Below are 16767 nucleotides of genomic sequence, written 5' to 3'. Positions count from 1 at the left end.
AAGCGGGGAAGAAAAAAATGGGTCAGTGCACGATTGCGGCCTGTCGCGCTGTCACCAGTTTAAGCGAAGGTCACCACGACTTCATCTTAAACAGTCGGCCATTGTCGCCTTCGTCGTGCAGCCGAACAACGGTTTCTGCGGGCATGAATACGGGATCATCGTCGTCGCGCGGCGGAAGATCGGAATCGATCAGAGAGATGATCGACTGCAAGCCGAGCTCGGTATAGCGCCGAATCACCGCCAGCAGATTTTCCTTCTTCCGGTCGTCGAGCGATTCGAAGACGCCGTCATGGAAGGCAAAACGCGGGAAGGCGTCGTCGAGGTGAGCCCGCAGCAATGCCAGATCGAACGCGATGCACAGCAGCTTCTTGTAGCTGAACCCGCGGTCGGCGCTGGTCGCGATGCCGGCGTCGTCGAGCAGCTCCGCCCGGAAATCGAGATGGCCAAGTTGGTTGACGACGACGCTGAGCAGCGCCTTCTGATCGATCACGTCCTCGACGATCTCGTTAAAGAAGAGCCGAATCCGCGAGAACAAGCTTTGGTCGTCGGCGTTCTTCGCCTCGACATCCAACTCTATCGCCGACTGGAGACGGGTCTTTTCCTCGCCCAGGGTACGGATATCGGTCCTGAGCTGCTGAAGCCGGTGGACGAACTCCCGCTGGCGCTCGAGGCCTTCGATGTCGGCTCGAAGTGTGATCAGCTCGGTTGATAGCCGCTTATACTTCGAGAAAGAGTCTGTGCTGCTGAGAAAGGCGAGCATCTCCGACCGCTTCTTGCCCAGAGTATTGAGATCGGCATTGACCGTCTTGAGCTCTGCCTCGATCTCGGCGCGCTCCTCGGCAAGATAGCCGCGCCTTTCGTCGGTGATCGCCTTGTTGAAGGCGATAAGCTGCTGGAAATCGCGCTTGATCTGACCGTCGAACAGTACCCCGGCTTCGCGGAATAGCGCGCTCGCATCCTCGGGGTTGAAGAGAATTTGATCCTCTTCCAGGGACGTGATGACCTTCTTGCGGTTTTGCGTCAGCGAATAGCGACGTTGGTTAAGGGCTGCGATCCGCTCGTCCACCTGGTCGACGAGTTGTTTGGTCTCAACCTTGTCCTCGTTTCGGAAATCGAAGGCATCGAGCAGTGCCTGCTTCTTGTCGACCTCCTGCCGCTTCAACAGGAGAAGTCCGTCGACCTTGCCAGCGTCCTCGATCTCGCCACCCAATTCCTGCCGAATCGTGCCGACTTTGAGCTCCTTTTCCTTGAGCTCGTCCTCCTTGGCATAATGCTGCGTGATCAATTCAGCATCGAACCCGAGGATGTGCGCGAGGAACGGCTTCCAGTCGGCGTGCGAGTTGGCGAACTTCCGCAACTGGAAGACGTCGCCGAAATCGGCCTGCGAGCGGAGAAAATAACCGAGGCCCTTGCGGTAGTGCCAAGGGTTCAGCGCGCGCCAGTCCAGCAGGCTGTCGAGCAAATCCTTCGCCCGCTCGAACGGCACATCGACGTGGTCCCATTCGATGTCGGGCAGCGTGGAGAAGTCTTGGTGACGGGCAACATGCTTCTTGAACGCGATCTTTGTCGCCTCGGCAACGCTACGCCGAACCGTTACATACCCGCCGTCAAGCAGCTCGATCTCGAGGAAGAAGACGAAATCCTCGAAACGGTCGAGATGTTTGAACAGGAAGAATTTCGGATCGCGCCCCGCGAGAAATCCGAAATCGATCAACCGACCAAGCGTCGTCTTGCCCAGATTATGGGTGTCGCGGTCACGGTTCTCGGGCAGCCGGATTTCCGCCAGCACGACGTTGAGCTCGGGCTCGAACTCCACCGCGGTGAACGCCGCGGGCCGGTTGGAATAAAGCTTAGACGGCTTCATTCTGGCCTACATATTCAACGGAATCCGTCTTGGGATGATATTCGATCAATCCTAGCAGGAAGAGGAAATTGAGCGATGGCAGGAACAGCACGTCGCCGCCGGTGACGGCCTTCCGTGCATAGGCGAGCAATGCGCTATAGTCGCACAGGCGCTGCGAGCGCAGGCGTGCGAGCAGCACCAACGCGACGTTGACCACCGTTCGATCGGGATGAGCATGTTTGCTAGGCCGCAGCATCGGCGACCTCCCCGATGTCGCAATTCCAGTACATGTAGAACAGCACGGCGCGTGTCAGCCGCTTGTGCTTCCGCTGATTCAGGATTGGATCGCGCTTGAAAAGCAAGTCCAGCAGATATTCCATGACCTCGTCGAAATTTTGGAAATCCTTCCGCTTGGAGATGATCTTGAGCTGGAATTCCTCGGCTGTCGCCTCATACGCTTTCAGGATCTCAAGGTTTTCCGGTGCCGCGAGGAACGCTCGGATCTGGGCGGTATCCTTCAGATACCGCTTGCGCAATTCCTTCGCATAATCAGCGGTCATGCTGTTGAGCTTGTTCTTCTCCTCGTAGGAGGTTCGGTCGCTGGGCGGCGTGTCGAGCACAGCCGATAGATCAGCCTCATGGCTTGCGATCGCTTCGACGACCACCGCCAGCTCATCGGGTGAGACGATTAGCGGCGAGTCGATTGGATCGAGATCCGCGATCGCCGGGACATCCGAGAACTGCTTGAGATAGAGCTCAAGCTGCTCAAGGCCACACAGATAGACTGATCCTGCCGGCAGGTCGCACGTCTTTGCGATGTGCTGGACGATTGTCTCGTTGGCGTTCCCAGCAAGGCGCCGGTTGGCGAACAGCATGTAGTGGTCGAGTTGCTTGGCCTTCCGCAGCTTGGTGATCCGCGGAACCTCCTTCCCGATAACAGTGTCCTTGGCGGTCGCGCTGTAAAAGTCGGCTTCGCCAAAATGACGATTATGCCCGTTGGTGTGCTTGGCCTGAACGATCACGGTTCCGACCCAAGGTGCGGCTTTGCTGGGGTGCAACTCGGCGGTGCCGTTGAACTTGGCGTCGCGGCCGCCATCCGGACCTTTCGCAAATCCCTGAACCGCTATGCCAAGCAGGCGCTGACAAAGCAGCACGATCAGCTTCTCGAACTGGTCCTCACTCAGATCTTCGTAGGCGTATTTCACCGGGCAGCCGCTCCCCGGCCGATGGAGACCGCGGGGGCCGCAGGCAACACTCTGGGTTTGCGTGACCGCTTCGGAGCCGCCGTAGCGGAGCGTCCGCTCACCGATCGCACAGGTGGTATGCAATAGTTCGCCCAAGCTTGCATGAGGTCACGGCGCTTCTTGAAAAAGTCGGTGCGAAGGTAGGCAGCTTTGGTTTTCCCTTCCACGGCGTGCGCGAGCGACGCTTCCGCCACGGCGTCGGCGGTATCCGTTTCCTCTGCGACCCAGTCGCGGAAGGTCGATCGAAAACCGTGGACCGTGATGCCAGGCGCCATTCCGCGGACGAGTTCGAGCAGCGCCATGTCCGAAAGCTGCGCCCCTTCGACGGCGCCCGGAAAGACCAGATCACAGCCCTCAACTCGAATGGCAAGCGCACGCTGGAACAGGTCGGCCGCCTGCCGCGAAAGCGGCACGACATGCTCAACGCCCATCTTCATGCGGTCCTCAGGAATGGTCCATAGGGTGAGGTCGTCGTTCAGCTCGGACCAGGCAGCACCGCGGATCTCGCCGGATCGCACTGCCGTTAAAATCGCGCCTTCAAGCGCAAGCGCGCTCGCGGAGGCAGGCTTTCCGCGCAAGCGATGGAGAAAGTCCACCACCTGCGTATGAGGCAGAGCGGCGAAATGGCCCTTCTTTTTTGGCTGTCGCGGAAGGCCCTTAGAGATCGAGCGCATCGGCGCTTCGCTATCGCGCAGGCCGTTCGCGTAGCACCAGTCGAGCACCGTTCCGATGCGCTGGCGAACGCGGCGTGCGGTCTCAGGAATCTCGAGCCAGATTTCGGCGAGCACGTCGCGGATCAAAGGGCCGTCGATCTTGTCGACCTTCAGTTTGCCAAGCTTCGGATAAGCGTAGAGTTCGAGCGTCCTGATCCACTGCTTAGTGTGCTTGCCGTTCTTCCAGCTCTTCACCATCTCGGCGTGAGCCTTCTTGGCCGCCTGCTCGAAGGTAAGCACGACCCGCTGCACCTTGCGACGCTCCTCAAGCGGATCGATCCCGGATGCGGCCAGCTTCTTGGCGGCTGCGGCTTCCAGCCGAGCCGTTTTGACCGGCACATAGCGCGCGTCGCCAAGCCCGATATCGCGGCGTGTGCCATTCACCTGAATGCGCAAGACCCAGCTTTTCCCGCCCGAAGGCGAGACTTTCAGATACAGACCGTCGCCGTCAGGATAGCGCCCCGGCTCGGTCAGGTCTCCGATGATGGTCGCATTGAGCTTTCCCATGGACGGGAATCTAGCAGCAACGGTTGCTGATTTGAAGCCTCTCCGAGCGTCCCAGTCCCACAGTCAGTCCCACAAGCGTTTTCGAACACTGGCGGTTAGGCGCGCTCAGGGGCGGAGATAAATCATTGTTCTACAATGTTTTATCTCGATTTTTCGGACGCCCGCGAACGGTGGCGAAAGTCGAAATGGCGGAGCGGGAGGGATTCGAACCCTCGATACGCTTTTGGCGTATACTCACTTTCCAGGCGAGCGCCTTCGACCACTCGGCCACCGCTCCGCATGTGCACTGGAAGGCAGGCTCCCTATCGCGGCGCACCGCGCTAGGCAAGGGGCGCTTTACATTGTGCGCAAGTTCCCGCTTGATGGGCTTATGCGATACACCGCCCTACTTTTGATACTGTCTTTCGCAGCGTCCGCAACCGCGCAGGCAGCGACGCCTTCCGAGATTGTAGCGACAGCGCCCGCGTCATCGTGGATATCCATCCCCGGCGATGATCTGTTGGTCATGGAGATTGAAGGCGGGCGGCGCGTCATCTTTCAGTTGGCTGATCGCTTTGCGCCGGCGCATGTCGCGAATATCCGCAAGCTTGCTGCTGCCCATTGGTGGGATGGAACCGGTATATATCGCGTGCAGGATAATTATGTCGTGCAATGGGGCGACAGGAGCGAGAAGAAAGCTTTGCCCGCCGATGCGCGCAAAAATCTGCCGCAGGACTATGTTATTGATCGGAAAACAGTGACCGGCGGCTTAACGCTTATGCCGTCCAGGGACAGCTATGCTGCCGCCACCGGCTTTTTGAACGGCTGGCCCGTGGCGACGGATGGCAAGGCTTTATGGCCAGTGCACTGTTACGGCACTGTAGGGGCTGGGCGGAATCTCGCTCCTGATGCGGGCAATGGCGGGGAGCTTTACGCCGTGATCGGTCATGCTCCGCGCCACCTCGACCGCAACATCGCTATTGTCGGGCGCTTGGTAGAGGGGACTGAACATCTTTCCAGCCTTCCGAGAGGCACGGATTCACTGGGAATGTATGGAGAATCGCAAAAGGCGATTCCGATCCTGTCGGTTCGCCTAGCAAGCGAGTTGCCGGAAAAGGAACGTCCACATTTCCAGATGCTCGACACCATGTCTGATACATTTGCCGCCTACGCCAAGGCGCGAGCCAATCGGCAAGACGAATTCTTCAATGTGCCGGCTGGCGGCGCCGACATATGTAATATTCCGGTCCCCATCCGGCGCTATCTGTGATATTTTTGCGTTAACGGAACATTTACCTTCGTTACGCATTTTGGTGCCGAATATCCCTAATGAAAAGGTAACTAGGGTGTATCGGTTCGCAATCCTCTCGCTCCTGACGGCCGTTGCCATGGCCATACTCGGCTTTACCACTTTGGCTGGTGATTTTGCCTGGATTGCTCTCGCGCTCTTTACCATCGCTCTCTCATCCTCGGTTTTCTTTGCCGGAATGGGCGCATTGGACGAACGAGACGCAAAGCGCTGCTATAACTGAAGGAATATTGTCGCATGGGAGCGGCAAACGCGCATATGGAGCTGTATGGCTGGCTGCACCGCGATGAGAGCGGTTTCATTCTGAAGGCGGACGGTGGCGCGGTTTGGCGCCTTGTTCTCCATCGCGTCCCTGTCGATCATATAGAGAAGCGCGTGCGCATTACCGGCTTTGATGCGGGTGATGGTGTTATCGATGCAGAAGGGGTCAGTCCGGCCTAAGCAGGCGGAGATGGCCATTTGCAATTCCGCCTGTAGCGCTTAGACACGGCGCATGGCGCGATATGATGTCATCATTCTCGGCGGTGGCCTCGTCGGCCTGACCCTTGCTTTGTCGCTGACTGCCCATGGCGTGCGCTGCGCAGTCGTCGATCCGGCAGAACCGGAAGCGGGCCTTGCCCCAGGGTTCGACGGCCGTGTTTCTGCGATCGCTAGCGCCAGTTGGCATATGTTGAGCGCCATTGGCGTGGGTAAGCATCTGGAGGGCAAAGGCTGTCCCATAGAACGCATCTGGGTCAGCGATGGACTGGAGCCCGGCGCGCTCGATTTTGTGCCGCCCGAAGGTGACGGCCCCATGGGCATCATGTTCGAAAATCGGGAAACCCGAATCGCGCTTGCGGCCGCGGCGCGTGAAGCGGCATCGCTAACCCGCTATCAGCCGGACCGCGCGGTTGAGATCAACCGGGACCTGAACAAAGTCGATATCACACTTGCAAGCGGGCAACGCATTACCAGTTCCTTGCTGGTTGCGGCGGAAGGCCGGAACAGCCCTATGCGGGAAAGCGCTGGCATCCGCATTGCACGCTGGAATTATGATCATGTCGCGATGGTGTCGGCCATTGATCACGACATCCCTCACGCCAATACGGCATATGAAATATTTTACCCCGGCGGACCTTTTGCGCTTTTGCCGATGCTGCCCGGAACGCGGTCGGCGGTCGTATGGACAGTGCCGGTAAAACATGCCGCCGCGATGCTGGCGCTGGGCGAACGCGCTTGGCTGGTGGAGGCGCAAAAGCGAATAGGGGGTTTCCTTGGCGATATCCGGCTTGCCGCGCCGCGGGCGAGTTTCCCGCTGGGTTTCCATCACGCCGCAAGGATAACGGACACGCGACTCGCTCTGGCCGGCGATGCGGCGCACGGCATTCATCCGATCGCGGGGCAGGGCCTAAATCTGGGCTTTCGCGACGTGGCGGCGTTGACAGAGGTCATTGTGGACGGAATGCGGTTGGGGCTCGACCCTGGCGACGCGCAACTTCTGGAAAGGTATCAACGCTGGCGAGGGCTCGATGCGCTTAGTGTGTCCGTTGCCATGGACGGTCTAGTTCGCTTGTTCGACATTCCGGGCAAAACGGCCTCGGCAATCAGGCGCTTTGGCCTTGGCGCGGTGCAGAAGCTTCCACCGCTTAAAAACCGATTTATGGCGGAAGCGCGGGGGGAATCGGGTGCGCTTACCCGCCTGCTCACTGGAGAGCTGGTCTAGTCCGTTTGTAGCGTTCTGGCTTCCCGGACAAGTAATATAGGCACTCCATCCCGGATCGGAAAAGCAAGGTCCGCGGCATCGGAAATCAACTCATTTCCCGTATCGCTTAATCGCAGGGGTGTACGCGTTACCGGACATACCAATGTTCCGGCCAACATGCCCTGAAGGTCGAGAAGGCAAGGCATATTCACTGAAGGGTCGATGGTCCGTCATCATCGGCGCGTCCGAAAAACTGCATTAACTGGATCGCTCGTTCAGCCCGTTCCCGCAAATTGGGTGCTTCCAACAGTGCCTGTTTCGCTGCGACATCAAATGGAGCCACCTGCGCGATCCCGTTTACCAGCGACGCATCGTCCAACCGCACCACGGCCGCCCAATCGACAGAATAGCCATTAGCATCTGCGAACCGGCGGGACTCCTGTTCCAAAGCGGCGCGCTCGATCGGAGCGAGCGCCTCATCATCGTTCTCCTGCTCAATCAGCCCTTCCACCTGCCGGAACGGCGTTGAGACCACCAATTCACGAATAACCCGGAATCTCGCAATGCCAGTGAGCACTATGTTGAAGCGCCCATCCTCCATGGCTTCGATCTCGCCAATCCGTCCAACGCATCCCACATCATAGAGGGAAGGAACGGGAAGTTGGTCCCTAGGCTGGATCATGCCGATGCGCCGGTCTCTCGCTACGGCATCACGCACCAATGCACGATAGCGTGGCTCGAATATATGCAATGGCAGTTGCATGCCCGGAAACAACAGCGCTCCCGCCAAGGGAAAAATCGATATGCGCTGCGCGTTGGGCATGTGCCGGCAGATCAGGAAAAGAGGATCGCGGAGAGGCGTCGGCGTTGTGCGCCGGCCCACGGGTCTTCCAGGCCAACAGCTTCCAGCAGGGTCAATAGCTGCGCTTTCGCTGCGCCGTCGTTCCAGCTACGGTCGCGGCGGATGCTCTCCAGCAGAGCATCGGCGGCCGCATCCCGGTTTCCATTCGCCATATAGCCCCCCGCAAGCTCCATTCGGGCGGCATGATCATCCGGGTCAGCCTCCACCTTCGCCTCCAATCCCGAAAGATCGGAGACCGGCTTCGCGGCATGAGCAACCGACAAGGCGGCCCTTGCGCGTTCGATGGCGCTTTCCCCGGCAATATCGACTGGCAGCGCGGCCAGAAGGGCCTGCGCCTCATCAATCTGGCCCAAGGCGATCAATGACCGCGCCTGACCCGATATGATCTGCGGATCGTCAGCCACGATCGATGCAACCTGATCAAATAACGCCAGCGCCTGATTCGCATCGCCTGCGGCCAATGCTTCCTCTGCCGCTGCAATAACGGGGGCGATTTCCTGGGCCTGAACCTTTTCCTGCGATTCGATCGGAAGCTGACCCAGAATCTGGTCGAGCATCTGCTTGAGCTGTCCCTCTGTACGCGCTTGGCTCAGGTCAGCGACCGGCTGGCCCTGGAACACCGCATATACGGTCGGGATCGATTGCACGCGGAACTGGCTAGCGATGAAGCCATTCTCATCGACATTGACCTTCACCAGCAAAACGCCCTTCGACGCATAATCGGCGCAGACCTTTTCGATAACTGGCGCCAATTGCTTGCAGGGACCGCACCATTCCGCCCAGAAATCGACGATGACCAGGCTGGTGCGCGAAGGTTCGATCACATCGCGGCGAAAGGCATCGAGTGACTGTTTGTCCGTCTCGCTAAGCCCAAGGGTCGCCAATGGTCTTCTCCTCAAAAATGAATCGCGGATATTGGCCCTATGTGGGAGTTGGGACCAGTCACGCAAGCTGTTCTAGCATAGTTTCCGCGCGCGCTAAAAAGAGCACTTGCCGCCTGCGACCTCCGATGCTAGGTGCGCGCCTCACCCGTCGTCAGGACACACCCGGCGACCGCCAGAGCGGGCGTAGCTCAGGGGTAGAGCACAACCTTGCCAAGGTTGGGGTCGAGGGTTCGAATCCCTTCGCCCGCTCCAGATTTCCAAACAATCGATATGTTTGCGCACCTCGAAATAGAGGAGGCGTTTTCGTTCGCCTATCTACTGTAATTCACACAATCTTTTAGGCCGACTTCCACTGGATCGCCCTCAGGCAGGCGCAGTTAAGATGAGACCTGTTCATATTGTAGCTGTGCAGAATTGATCTGCGTCAAATGCTGCGTGGCCCAGTCACTCAGGGCCTGAACCGGTCCTGCGAGCGACCGCCCCATCTCCGTTAGTTCATAGTCAACGCGTGGAGGAATGGACGGCGTGACAATGCGTTTGATGAAGCCGTCCCGTTCCAGATCTCTCAATGTCAATGTCAGCATTCTTTGCGAAACGCCGTCCATCGCCCGCTTCAATTCGCTAAATCGTCTGGGGCCGCCAGCCAGCTCCATGATGATGAGCAGGCTCCATTTGTGCGAGATACGCGACAGGATTTCGATTTTCTTCAGGCACGTCGGGGGCCTGCTTGATGACGCCGTGATCACATCCATGTGCCCTTGGTGCTAAAATTGTGCCGTCTTGTTCCCAATGCGAGCACCGATAAATTAGCAGGTGCCAGATGGAACTGCAGTATGAAGATAGTCCATATCGATACAAGCGCTGCGGCGGGTCATGCAGCTTTGCATAAACTGGCAATATCAGTTGCCTGTGGAGCGAATATCTCTGCCCGCCAGACGTTCCGCACTATTGCGATAGCGGCGTCTTTGGTGGCCTGATCGCCGCAAAATCCAATTCAGAAAGAGTGTTATGATTGAGCATCGCCCCTTTGCACATCTATTCGGCGGAGATCGCGGTTGGCTGAAGGCCAAGGTGCATTTCCTTCCTTCCGATGTCACGCCTTTCGCAAAAGACGACAGAAATCGGCTTTTCGGCACATTGCTGGCGTGGAGCGATGATGAGATCGCGCCCAGATCGGGCTTTCCGATGCATCCGCATTCTGACCTGGAGATCGTTACCTATGTGCGTGATGGAACGATTACTCATCAGGACACTTTGGGTAACACCGGGCGCATAGCTGCCGGAGAGGTTCAGGTGACCAGCGCTGGCGCAGGCATCCGGCACTCGGAGGTCAATGCGGACGATGAGTTGGCTCGCCTGTTCCAGATATGGTTCCAGCCGCGCACATCAGGCGGATCTCCACGATATAGCGGCAGGACTTTCCCCACGGGCAAAGAGACAGGAAAATTCGTCATATTGGCCAGCGGCGATCCCGCCGATACGGACGCCCTGAAAATCAATGCCGATGCGCGTGTCCTGAATGCCGCCTTGAAGGGGGGGGAGGCCCTTGTCCGGCCTATGGCGCGTGGGACGCGAGGCTATCTTGTGCCGACGACCGGGCGGGTCGCCGTGAATGGACGAGAAATAGGGCCACGGGACGGCGCTGCTATCCATGATGAAGCCACTATTTCGGTCAAGGCGATCGAAGACACGGAAATCATATTGGTTGAACTGATTACAGTCGTTGAGAGTTCTTCAAAGGCGGATGCTGCGTAATCTTTCGCTTTCGCTCGTGTTTGATGGTTTGGGAGGACTGTGCATCCCATAGCGGATGAATTTCGCCGCCTATGGCCTATTTCTCCAACGCAGGCGCATCAGAAATATCGATGCCAAGGTAGATAAGTTTATCGGAAATATTGTAAAATATATTATCAAGATATTTCATATATCGAAAAGTATCAAATATGTAACCACATCATAAAAATGTGCCTTCTTGTCGAAAAATCTCCGAAGATTATTACAAAATTTCGGGAATTATAATCGTCCATATCAAATTTCTTGCATGTTTTCGATTGCAGGGCTGTGACCATCAGTAGGTGGCATTGCGTATATGAAACGATTTTCCCGAAAAAATAAGTTGGGAGATGGACATGAGGCATAAGAATATTTGGTGTTTGGCCAGCTCATCGCTGCTGTGCATCGCGGCGTTAACGGGCGCGGCGCAAGCCCAAGCGACGCCGCCGGAAAAAAGCGATGATGCTCAACGGATAGAAGACATCATCATCACGGCCGAGCGCCGGATCGCGTCCGTACAGACAACGCCGATAGCCATCAGCGCGGTTACGGGCGATACTTTACAGAGTCAGCAACTCGGCAATATCGAAGCATTGACCACTAGGCTGCCCAACGTGAATTTCTCACGCAATGGCGGCGATGTGCGCATATTCATTCGTGGTATTGGCGTCGATTCCATAGCGCCGGGTTCCGACCCGCGCGTCGCCTTCTACACGGATGGAGTCTATAATCCGCGCGTCCAAGCGGCGTTGGGCTCCTTTTTCGATATTGAGCGCGTCGAGGTGTTGAGCGGCCCGCAAGGCACTCTCTACGGCCGCAACGCTACGGCTGGAGCGGTCAATCTCATTTCGCGCGATCCGGGCGATGAACTGAACGGCTATGGCCGCTTGACGGTGGGCAATTATTCGGCGGTCCGCATGGAGGGCGCCATCGGCGCGCCTCTATCGGACACGGTTGGTGTCCGCCTGGCGTTCCAGACCAATGATCGTTCGGGCTATGGCAGGAACATCAATACGGGCGGCGATGTGGATGACGAAAAGACCCGTGCCCTGCGCGCTAAGCTGAAATATGATGACGGTACCCTCACTGCGACGCTCCAGGGCGATTATTTCCTGGAGGACGACCATAGTGGCGGCTTTCATTATCTGCGGCCATCACCAGGGCATGCGCAATTTGGAACGTCAATCGGCGGCGTGCTGCCAACCAACCCTCGTGATTATGCTGGTCCTGGTCCCGATACGCGGGTGGAGGCCTATGGTATCGCCGGAACGCTGGAATATGATCTGGGCGATGTGACGCTCACTTCGATTTCTGCATACAAACATCTCGATTCCCACTCCTATGCCAGTCCGGATGGAACGACGTTGGGGGAGCGCCTCCAACCCGCAGACTTCATAGACAGGTCGAATAGCTACACGCAGGAGGTTCGTCTGGGCGGTAAGCTCGGTATTCTCGACATGGTCGTCGGCGGCTATTATTTCCACGAGAAGAATTTCGCCGGCATCCGCGGTGGCGTCAATGTGATCTATTTCGGGTTCCCGGATTTTCTGGGGGAAGGTGCGGTTTTCCGGGGCACGCAGAAAACCGACGCTTATGCGCTGTTTACGCAGAATACGATCAATGTGACGGACAAGTTCGGCATCGATGTCGGTGCGCGATACAGCTATGAAAAGCGTAGCGCGACGACGCTCAATCGCTTTAATTTGGGCAGCCCGTATGTGCGCTTCCCACTGTTTCCGCAAAGTCCCGCCGACATAACCATTGCTGGCGCGGATTCCTGGTCTTCCTTCGATCCGAAGGTTGGAATCCATTATCAGGCATCGCCCGATCTGTTCCTCTATGCTTCCTATTCCACCGGTTTTAAAAGCGGCGGTTTCAACGTCTCTGGCCTGCAGCCACCCTTCGACCCCGAAGACATCAAGGATTTCGAAGCTGGCATCAAGGCTGACCTGTTCGACCGCAGGCTTCGCCTGAATCTGGCAGGTTTCTACTACAAATATTCAAATCTGCAGGTGAACATCGTCGTCAACAACCCCGACGATCCGCAGAATAACCAAATCAGCACCCAGAATGCTGCGCGGGCGAAGCTTTATGGTCTTGAGGCAAATGTGACCGCCCGTCCGGTCGACGATTTGCAGATTAATGTCGATGCCGCTTATCTGCATACCGAATTTACAGACTATAAGACGGCCGATTTCACGGCTCTATATCTCGGAGCACCCTTGCCGGATGGCACAATGGCCGACGCGAATGGTGAATATGATCTTTCCGGCAATCCTTTGACTTATGCGCCGAAATGGAAATTGCATGGTGCGCTAGCCTACACCTTCCACTCCGGCGCGCTGAATGTCACGCCGCGTATCGATGCCACCTATACTAGTGCAGTAGAGCAATCCGTGCTCAAACTGCCTTTCTCCCGGCAGTCCGGCTATACGCTTGTCGACCTGTTTCTGGATTTCAACCTTGCTGATCAGGGGCTGAGCGCCAGTATATTCATGAGAAACGCGACCAAGAAATTCTACACCCTGTCCAGCACAGTGGGGGGCAAGCTTCTTCGGCTTTCCGGTCACCGGATTGGTCGGAGCACCGCGCACATTCGGTGTTTCGATCACCAAGACTTTCTGATCAGAGCTTCCTGGAAAAAGATGATCCCGTCATTTCCGGCGGGATCATTCTTCTTGCTGCTCAGGCCAACACGGGATTCTAGTTATACCGCAAAATAAGAGAAATCATTTCCCGTCAGAGCCGCCCCCAGCCGCAGTGTAAGATATGCCCAATTGCTCCAAATAGCTGCCATATCGCGACGGATCATAATAGAATTTCTCCATCGCCGGGCGCAGTTCCTTCATCACCTTTTCGTTTCTGTCTATGGCGGGTTGATCGGTCGGCGTCAGGACAGGATCGTAGGTTTGCGTCTTCAATTGAACATCGCGAAAATAGCTTTTTGCCTCAGCGAGAAGCTTCGGACTGGTCATCAGGTCCAGTACCGTCATCGCCACAGCCTTTGCTCCGGCGACAGTGCCCTTATGGGCGATTGGTGTCGCCATCGCCATCGCGGCGGTGGCGTGATGGAAGATTACATTGGGAATATTCGCGGGATAACCAATAGTAATCGTCGGCACCGTCCACATCACATCGCCAATATCATCGGACGCGCCAAACCCGCCAGCCATGCGATTTTCCGGAGTCGACAAGGGCGTCACGCTGGACGCCAGAGGCCCAGCTTTCAAATGATTGGCTTTTTGTACCGCGCTGACGAAGGCTTGGTCCGCCGTTGACCATGCCGGCATACCGACAGCCCGGATGTTGGCGTCCGCCGCCTCGGCCATCGGCTTATTCCCGAAATTGGGGGCGGCATAGCCAAGCACGCGCCGTTTGACACTTGTCCCGGTTGCTTGTGCGGCTGCGTCGGCAATTTCATTGCCCGTCTCATACAGGGAGCGGACCGACGAGAACTCCCTGTCGCGGAAATAATACCAGACTGACGCCTTGCCCGGCACGACATTAGGCTGGCCACCGCCATTGGTGATCACATCATGCGACCGCTGACTGAGCGGAAGATGTTCGCGCCGGAAATTCCAGGCGGTATCCATGAACTCGACCGCGTCAAGTGCGCTCCGGCCTTCCCATGGCATGGCTGCGGAGTGGGCGGTCTTGCCGCTGAACTCATATTCAACCGATACCATGCCGTTCATGCCCATTTCGCCATAGCCGGTGCCGAAGCCCGTATTCACATGGCCGAAAATGCAGGCATCAACGTCCTTGAACATGCCGGAGCGAACATAATAAGCCTTGGTGGCCAATAATTCCTCGGCGACACCCGGCCACAGCATCAGGCGTCCGGGAATTTTGTTCTTCTCCATCACTTGCTTCACCGCGATGGCGGCGGCGATCATCATCGGCATACCGGAGTTATGCCCTTCGCCATGACCGGGAGCGCCAGCAATCAATGGCTTCACATCGGGCGATCCCGGCGTTTGTGAGACGCCAAGCAATCCGTCGATATCGCTGCCCAATGCGATCAGAGGTCCGCCGCTACCCCAGGTGGCGGTAAAGGCCGTCGGGATACCCGCAACCCCTCGCGTCACGGTAAAGCCGTTCTCCTCCAATATTCTGGACAGATATTCCGAGGTTCTGATCTCCTGAAAGCCAGGCTCCGCATAGCTGAACACCTGATCGACCATTACCTGGACCTGCTTGGCCTGCGCCGCCACCTGCGCAACCGCTTCGGCCTTCATGGCCTTGGTCGATGCTGCGGTGGCGACGGCAGGGAGCGCAGCCGTCGAAATCAACGCCGCGATAAGAGCGATGGTGCGACCCAAAGGCTCTCTTTTTTTCATGGATGCGATCCTTATGGCTTTCCGGGACATGATCATTGCGGCGTCAAAGTCGGGTATTTCACGCCCAACTGCTCGAGGTAGCTGCTGTATTTCGACGGATCGTAATAATATTTCTCCATCTCCGGACGCAGCAGGCGCATCGTTTTTTCGTTAAGCCAGATCGCTGGCTTGTCCTCCGGGGTCAGCACTGGATCATAGCTGTCCGTCTTCAGTTGAACGTCGCGGAAATAGGTTTTTGCGTCGGCCACCAGCTTGGGGGTCGTCATCAGGTCCAGAACCGTCATGGCCAGCGCTTTCGCACCCGCTACCGCTCCCTTGTGCGCGATCGGCGTCGCCATCGCGATGGCAGCCGTGACATTATGGCCGATCATGTTGGGAATGTTTGAAGGAAAACGGATGGTTATGGTGGGCACTGTCCAGGTGATGTCGCCGACATCGTCCGATCCGCCGCCCATTGAGGGCTTGCGATTTTCCGGAGTGGAAAGGTCAGACACCTTGTCATGCAAAGGTTCGACCTTGCGTTTGTTGGTTTCCTGCACGGCCTTCGTGAAGGCCTGGTCGTCCGCTGTCCATTTGGGCATCCCGACCGCCTGTATATTGGCCTGGGCTGCTTCGGCCAGCGGCTTGTTGCCGAAATTCGGTGCGGCGTAGCCCAGCGTTTGGCGCGTCACCGTGGTTCCGCTTGCCTTCGCAGCCGCCTCTGCGATCTCGTTGCCTGTATTGTAGAGATCCCGGATGGATTTGAAGGTGCGATCCCGGAAATAATACCAGACCGATGCCTTGTCGGGCACCACATTGGGCTGGCCGCCGCCATTGGTAATGACATAATGGGACCGCTGCGTGAGGGGCAGATGTTCGCGCCGGAAATTCCATGCGACGTCCATCAATTCTACGCCATCCAGGGCGCTGCGGCCCTCCCATGGCATTCCTGCGGAATGGGCGGTTTTGCCGTGGAAAGTATATTCCACCGACACCATCCCGTTCATGCCCATTTCGCCATAGCCGGTGCCGAATTCGCTGCTGACATGCGTGAAGATACAGGCGTCGACATCTTTGAACAGACCGTCACGGACGTAATAGGCTTTGGTCGCCAGCAACTCCTCGGCTACGCCCGGCCAAAGCATCAGGCGGCCTGGTATCTTGTTTTTTTCCATCACTTTCTTAACCGCGATCGCCGCAGCGATGACCAGAGGCATGCCCGCATTATGCCCCTCGCCATGGCCGGGCGCACCTTCCACCAGAGGCTTGATATTGGGAATGCCGGGAATTTGGGAAACGCCCAGCACATCGTCAATATCGCTGCCTAAAGCGATCAACGGACCGCCGCTGCCCCAGGTGGCGGTGAAAGCCGTTGGAATACCGGCCACGCCCCGCGTCACGGTAAAGCCATTCTCCTCCAATATTTTCGTCAGATATTCCGAGGTCCTGACTTCCTGGAAACCAGGCTCCGCATAACTGAAAACCTGATCCACCATCACCTGTATCTGCTTGGCCTGAGCGTCGACTGCGGCGGATGCCGCAGTCTTCATGGCTTTGGGCGCCGCAGCCTGTGCAAGCGGGGTGAACAGTGTTGTCGTAAGGGCGACGGCAGCCATCGCCTTCCTTATGCGGGTCATGGTCAGGATCCTCCTT

16 protein-coding genes and 2 tRNA genes are annotated in these 16767 nt (G+C 57.3%); 7 read left to right on the top strand and 11 right to left on the bottom strand.

Features of this window, described 5'->3' with window-relative positions:
• Window positions 1-70: 70 nt before the first annotated feature.
• The 5 genes from KFK14_RS21760 to KFK14_RS21740 all read right to left on the bottom strand — a co-directional run bounded on the left by KFK14_RS21760 (window position 71) and on the right by KFK14_RS21740 (window position 4584).
• Entirely contained in the window at window positions 71-1864 is a 1794-nt protein-coding gene (locus KFK14_RS21760; protein ID WP_212609089.1) for a DUF2326 domain-containing protein, read from the bottom strand.
• On the bottom strand, window positions 1851-2099 hold the full coding sequence (locus KFK14_RS21755) for an ABC-three component system middle component 8 (protein WP_212609088.1): 249 nt from the start codon (window positions 2097-2099) through the stop codon (window positions 1851-1853). The genes KFK14_RS21760 and KFK14_RS21755 overlap by 14 nt, the downstream gene beginning before the upstream one ends.
• The gene (locus KFK14_RS21750) at window positions 2086-3048 is read right to left on the bottom strand and encodes an ABC-three component system protein (protein WP_212609087.1); all 963 of its coding nucleotides are present in this window, start codon (window positions 3046-3048) and stop codon (window positions 2086-2088) included. Before KFK14_RS21750 ends, KFK14_RS21755 begins: the two co-directional genes overlap by 14 nt.
• Window positions 3045-4307 (bottom strand): tyrosine-type recombinase/integrase, encoded by a 1263-nt coding sequence (locus KFK14_RS21745; RefSeq protein WP_212609086.1) that lies wholly within the window; start codon window positions 4305-4307, stop codon window positions 3045-3047. The genes KFK14_RS21750 and KFK14_RS21745 overlap by 4 nt, the downstream gene beginning before the upstream one ends.
• A gap of 186 nt (window positions 4308-4493) precedes the next feature.
• Window positions 4494-4584, bottom strand: a tRNA-Ser gene (locus KFK14_RS21740).
• A 93-nt stretch (window positions 4585-4677) separates the two neighbouring features.
• Between KFK14_RS21740 and KFK14_RS21735 the strand changes: the two genes are divergently transcribed.
• The 4 genes from KFK14_RS21735 (at window position 4678) to KFK14_RS21720 (ending at window position 7297) form a co-directional block, all read left to right on the top strand.
• Window positions 4678-5556 (top strand): peptidylprolyl isomerase, encoded by an 879-nt coding sequence (locus KFK14_RS21735; protein ID WP_212609085.1) that lies wholly within the window; start codon window positions 4678-4680, stop codon window positions 5554-5556.
• A gap of 118 nt (window positions 5557-5674) precedes the next feature.
• Complete coding sequence (locus tag KFK14_RS21730) at window positions 5675-5818, top strand: DUF1328 domain-containing protein (protein WP_139139273.1); 144 nt, start codon at window positions 5675-5677, stop codon at window positions 5816-5818.
• Between the two features lie 14 nt (window positions 5819-5832).
• A complete protein-coding gene (locus KFK14_RS21725) occupies window positions 5833-6036 on the top strand; it encodes a DUF5818 domain-containing protein (protein WP_212609084.1) in 204 nt (67 codons plus the stop codon).
• 52 nt (window positions 6037-6088) lie between these two features.
• Complete coding sequence (locus KFK14_RS21720) at window positions 6089-7297, top strand: FAD-dependent monooxygenase (RefSeq protein ID WP_212609083.1); 1209 nt, start codon at window positions 6089-6091, stop codon at window positions 7295-7297.
• Here the strand turns inward: KFK14_RS21720 and KFK14_RS21715 are convergent.
• Genes KFK14_RS21715 through KFK14_RS21705 form a run of 3 tightly spaced genes read right to left on the bottom strand, consistent with a single transcriptional unit; the run spans window position 7294 to window position 9022 of the window.
• Complete coding sequence (locus KFK14_RS21715; RefSeq protein WP_425516637.1) at window positions 7294-7455, bottom strand: Trm112 family protein; 162 nt, start codon at window positions 7453-7455, stop codon at window positions 7294-7296. The genes KFK14_RS21720 and KFK14_RS21715 overlap by 4 nt on opposite strands.
• A 29-nt stretch (window positions 7456-7484) precedes the next feature.
• Complete coding sequence (locus tag KFK14_RS21710; protein ID WP_212609081.1) at window positions 7485-8099, bottom strand: LON peptidase substrate-binding domain-containing protein; 615 nt, start codon at window positions 8097-8099, stop codon at window positions 7485-7487.
• A gap of 11 nt (window positions 8100-8110) precedes the next feature.
• Window positions 8111-9022 (bottom strand): tetratricopeptide repeat protein, encoded by a 912-nt coding sequence (locus KFK14_RS21705; protein ID WP_212609080.1) that lies wholly within the window; start codon window positions 9020-9022, stop codon window positions 8111-8113.
• Between the two features lie 177 nt (window positions 9023-9199).
• Between KFK14_RS21705 and KFK14_RS21700 the strand changes: the two genes are divergently transcribed.
• A tRNA-Gly gene (locus KFK14_RS21700) sits at window positions 9200-9274 on the top strand.
• Between the two features lie 125 nt (window positions 9275-9399).
• Here KFK14_RS21700 and KFK14_RS21695 read toward each other — a convergent pair.
• On the bottom strand, window positions 9400-9774 hold the full coding sequence (locus KFK14_RS21695) for a winged helix-turn-helix transcriptional regulator (protein WP_212609079.1): 375 nt from the start codon (window positions 9772-9774) through the stop codon (window positions 9400-9402).
• 256 nt (window positions 9775-10030) lie between these two features.
• On the opposite strand from KFK14_RS21695, the gene KFK14_RS21690 reads away from it, so the two are divergent.
• Both KFK14_RS21690 and KFK14_RS21685 read left to right on the top strand, forming a co-directional pair.
• Entirely contained in the window at window positions 10031-10777 is a 747-nt protein-coding gene (locus KFK14_RS21690; RefSeq protein ID WP_212609078.1) for a pirin family protein, read from the top strand.
• A gap of 374 nt (window positions 10778-11151) precedes the next feature.
• Complete coding sequence (locus KFK14_RS21685) at window positions 11152-13518, top strand: TonB-dependent receptor (protein ID WP_212609077.1); 2367 nt, start codon at window positions 11152-11154, stop codon at window positions 13516-13518.
• 6 nt (window positions 13519-13524) lie between these two features.
• On the opposite strand, the gene KFK14_RS21680 is transcribed toward KFK14_RS21685, so the two are convergent.
• Window positions 13525-15135, bottom strand: a complete 1611-nt coding sequence (locus tag KFK14_RS21680; protein ID WP_212609076.1) for an amidohydrolase — start codon at window positions 15133-15135, stop codon at window positions 13525-13527.
• A gap of 32 nt (window positions 15136-15167) precedes the next feature.
• The gene (locus tag KFK14_RS21675; RefSeq protein WP_425516693.1) at window positions 15168-16730 is read right to left on the bottom strand and encodes an amidohydrolase; all 1563 of its coding nucleotides are present in this window, start codon (window positions 16728-16730) and stop codon (window positions 15168-15170) included.
• Window positions 16731-16767 lie beyond the last annotated feature (37 nt).

Origin of the sequence: Sphingobium phenoxybenzoativorans (genome assembly GCF_018286635.1) — a bacterium.
Lineage (GTDB): Bacteria > Pseudomonadota > Alphaproteobacteria > Sphingomonadales > Sphingomonadaceae > Sphingobium > Sphingobium phenoxybenzoativorans.
The sequence above is the reverse complement of the archived record's forward strand: the minus strand, read 5'-3'. Positions and strand labels throughout refer to the sequence as shown.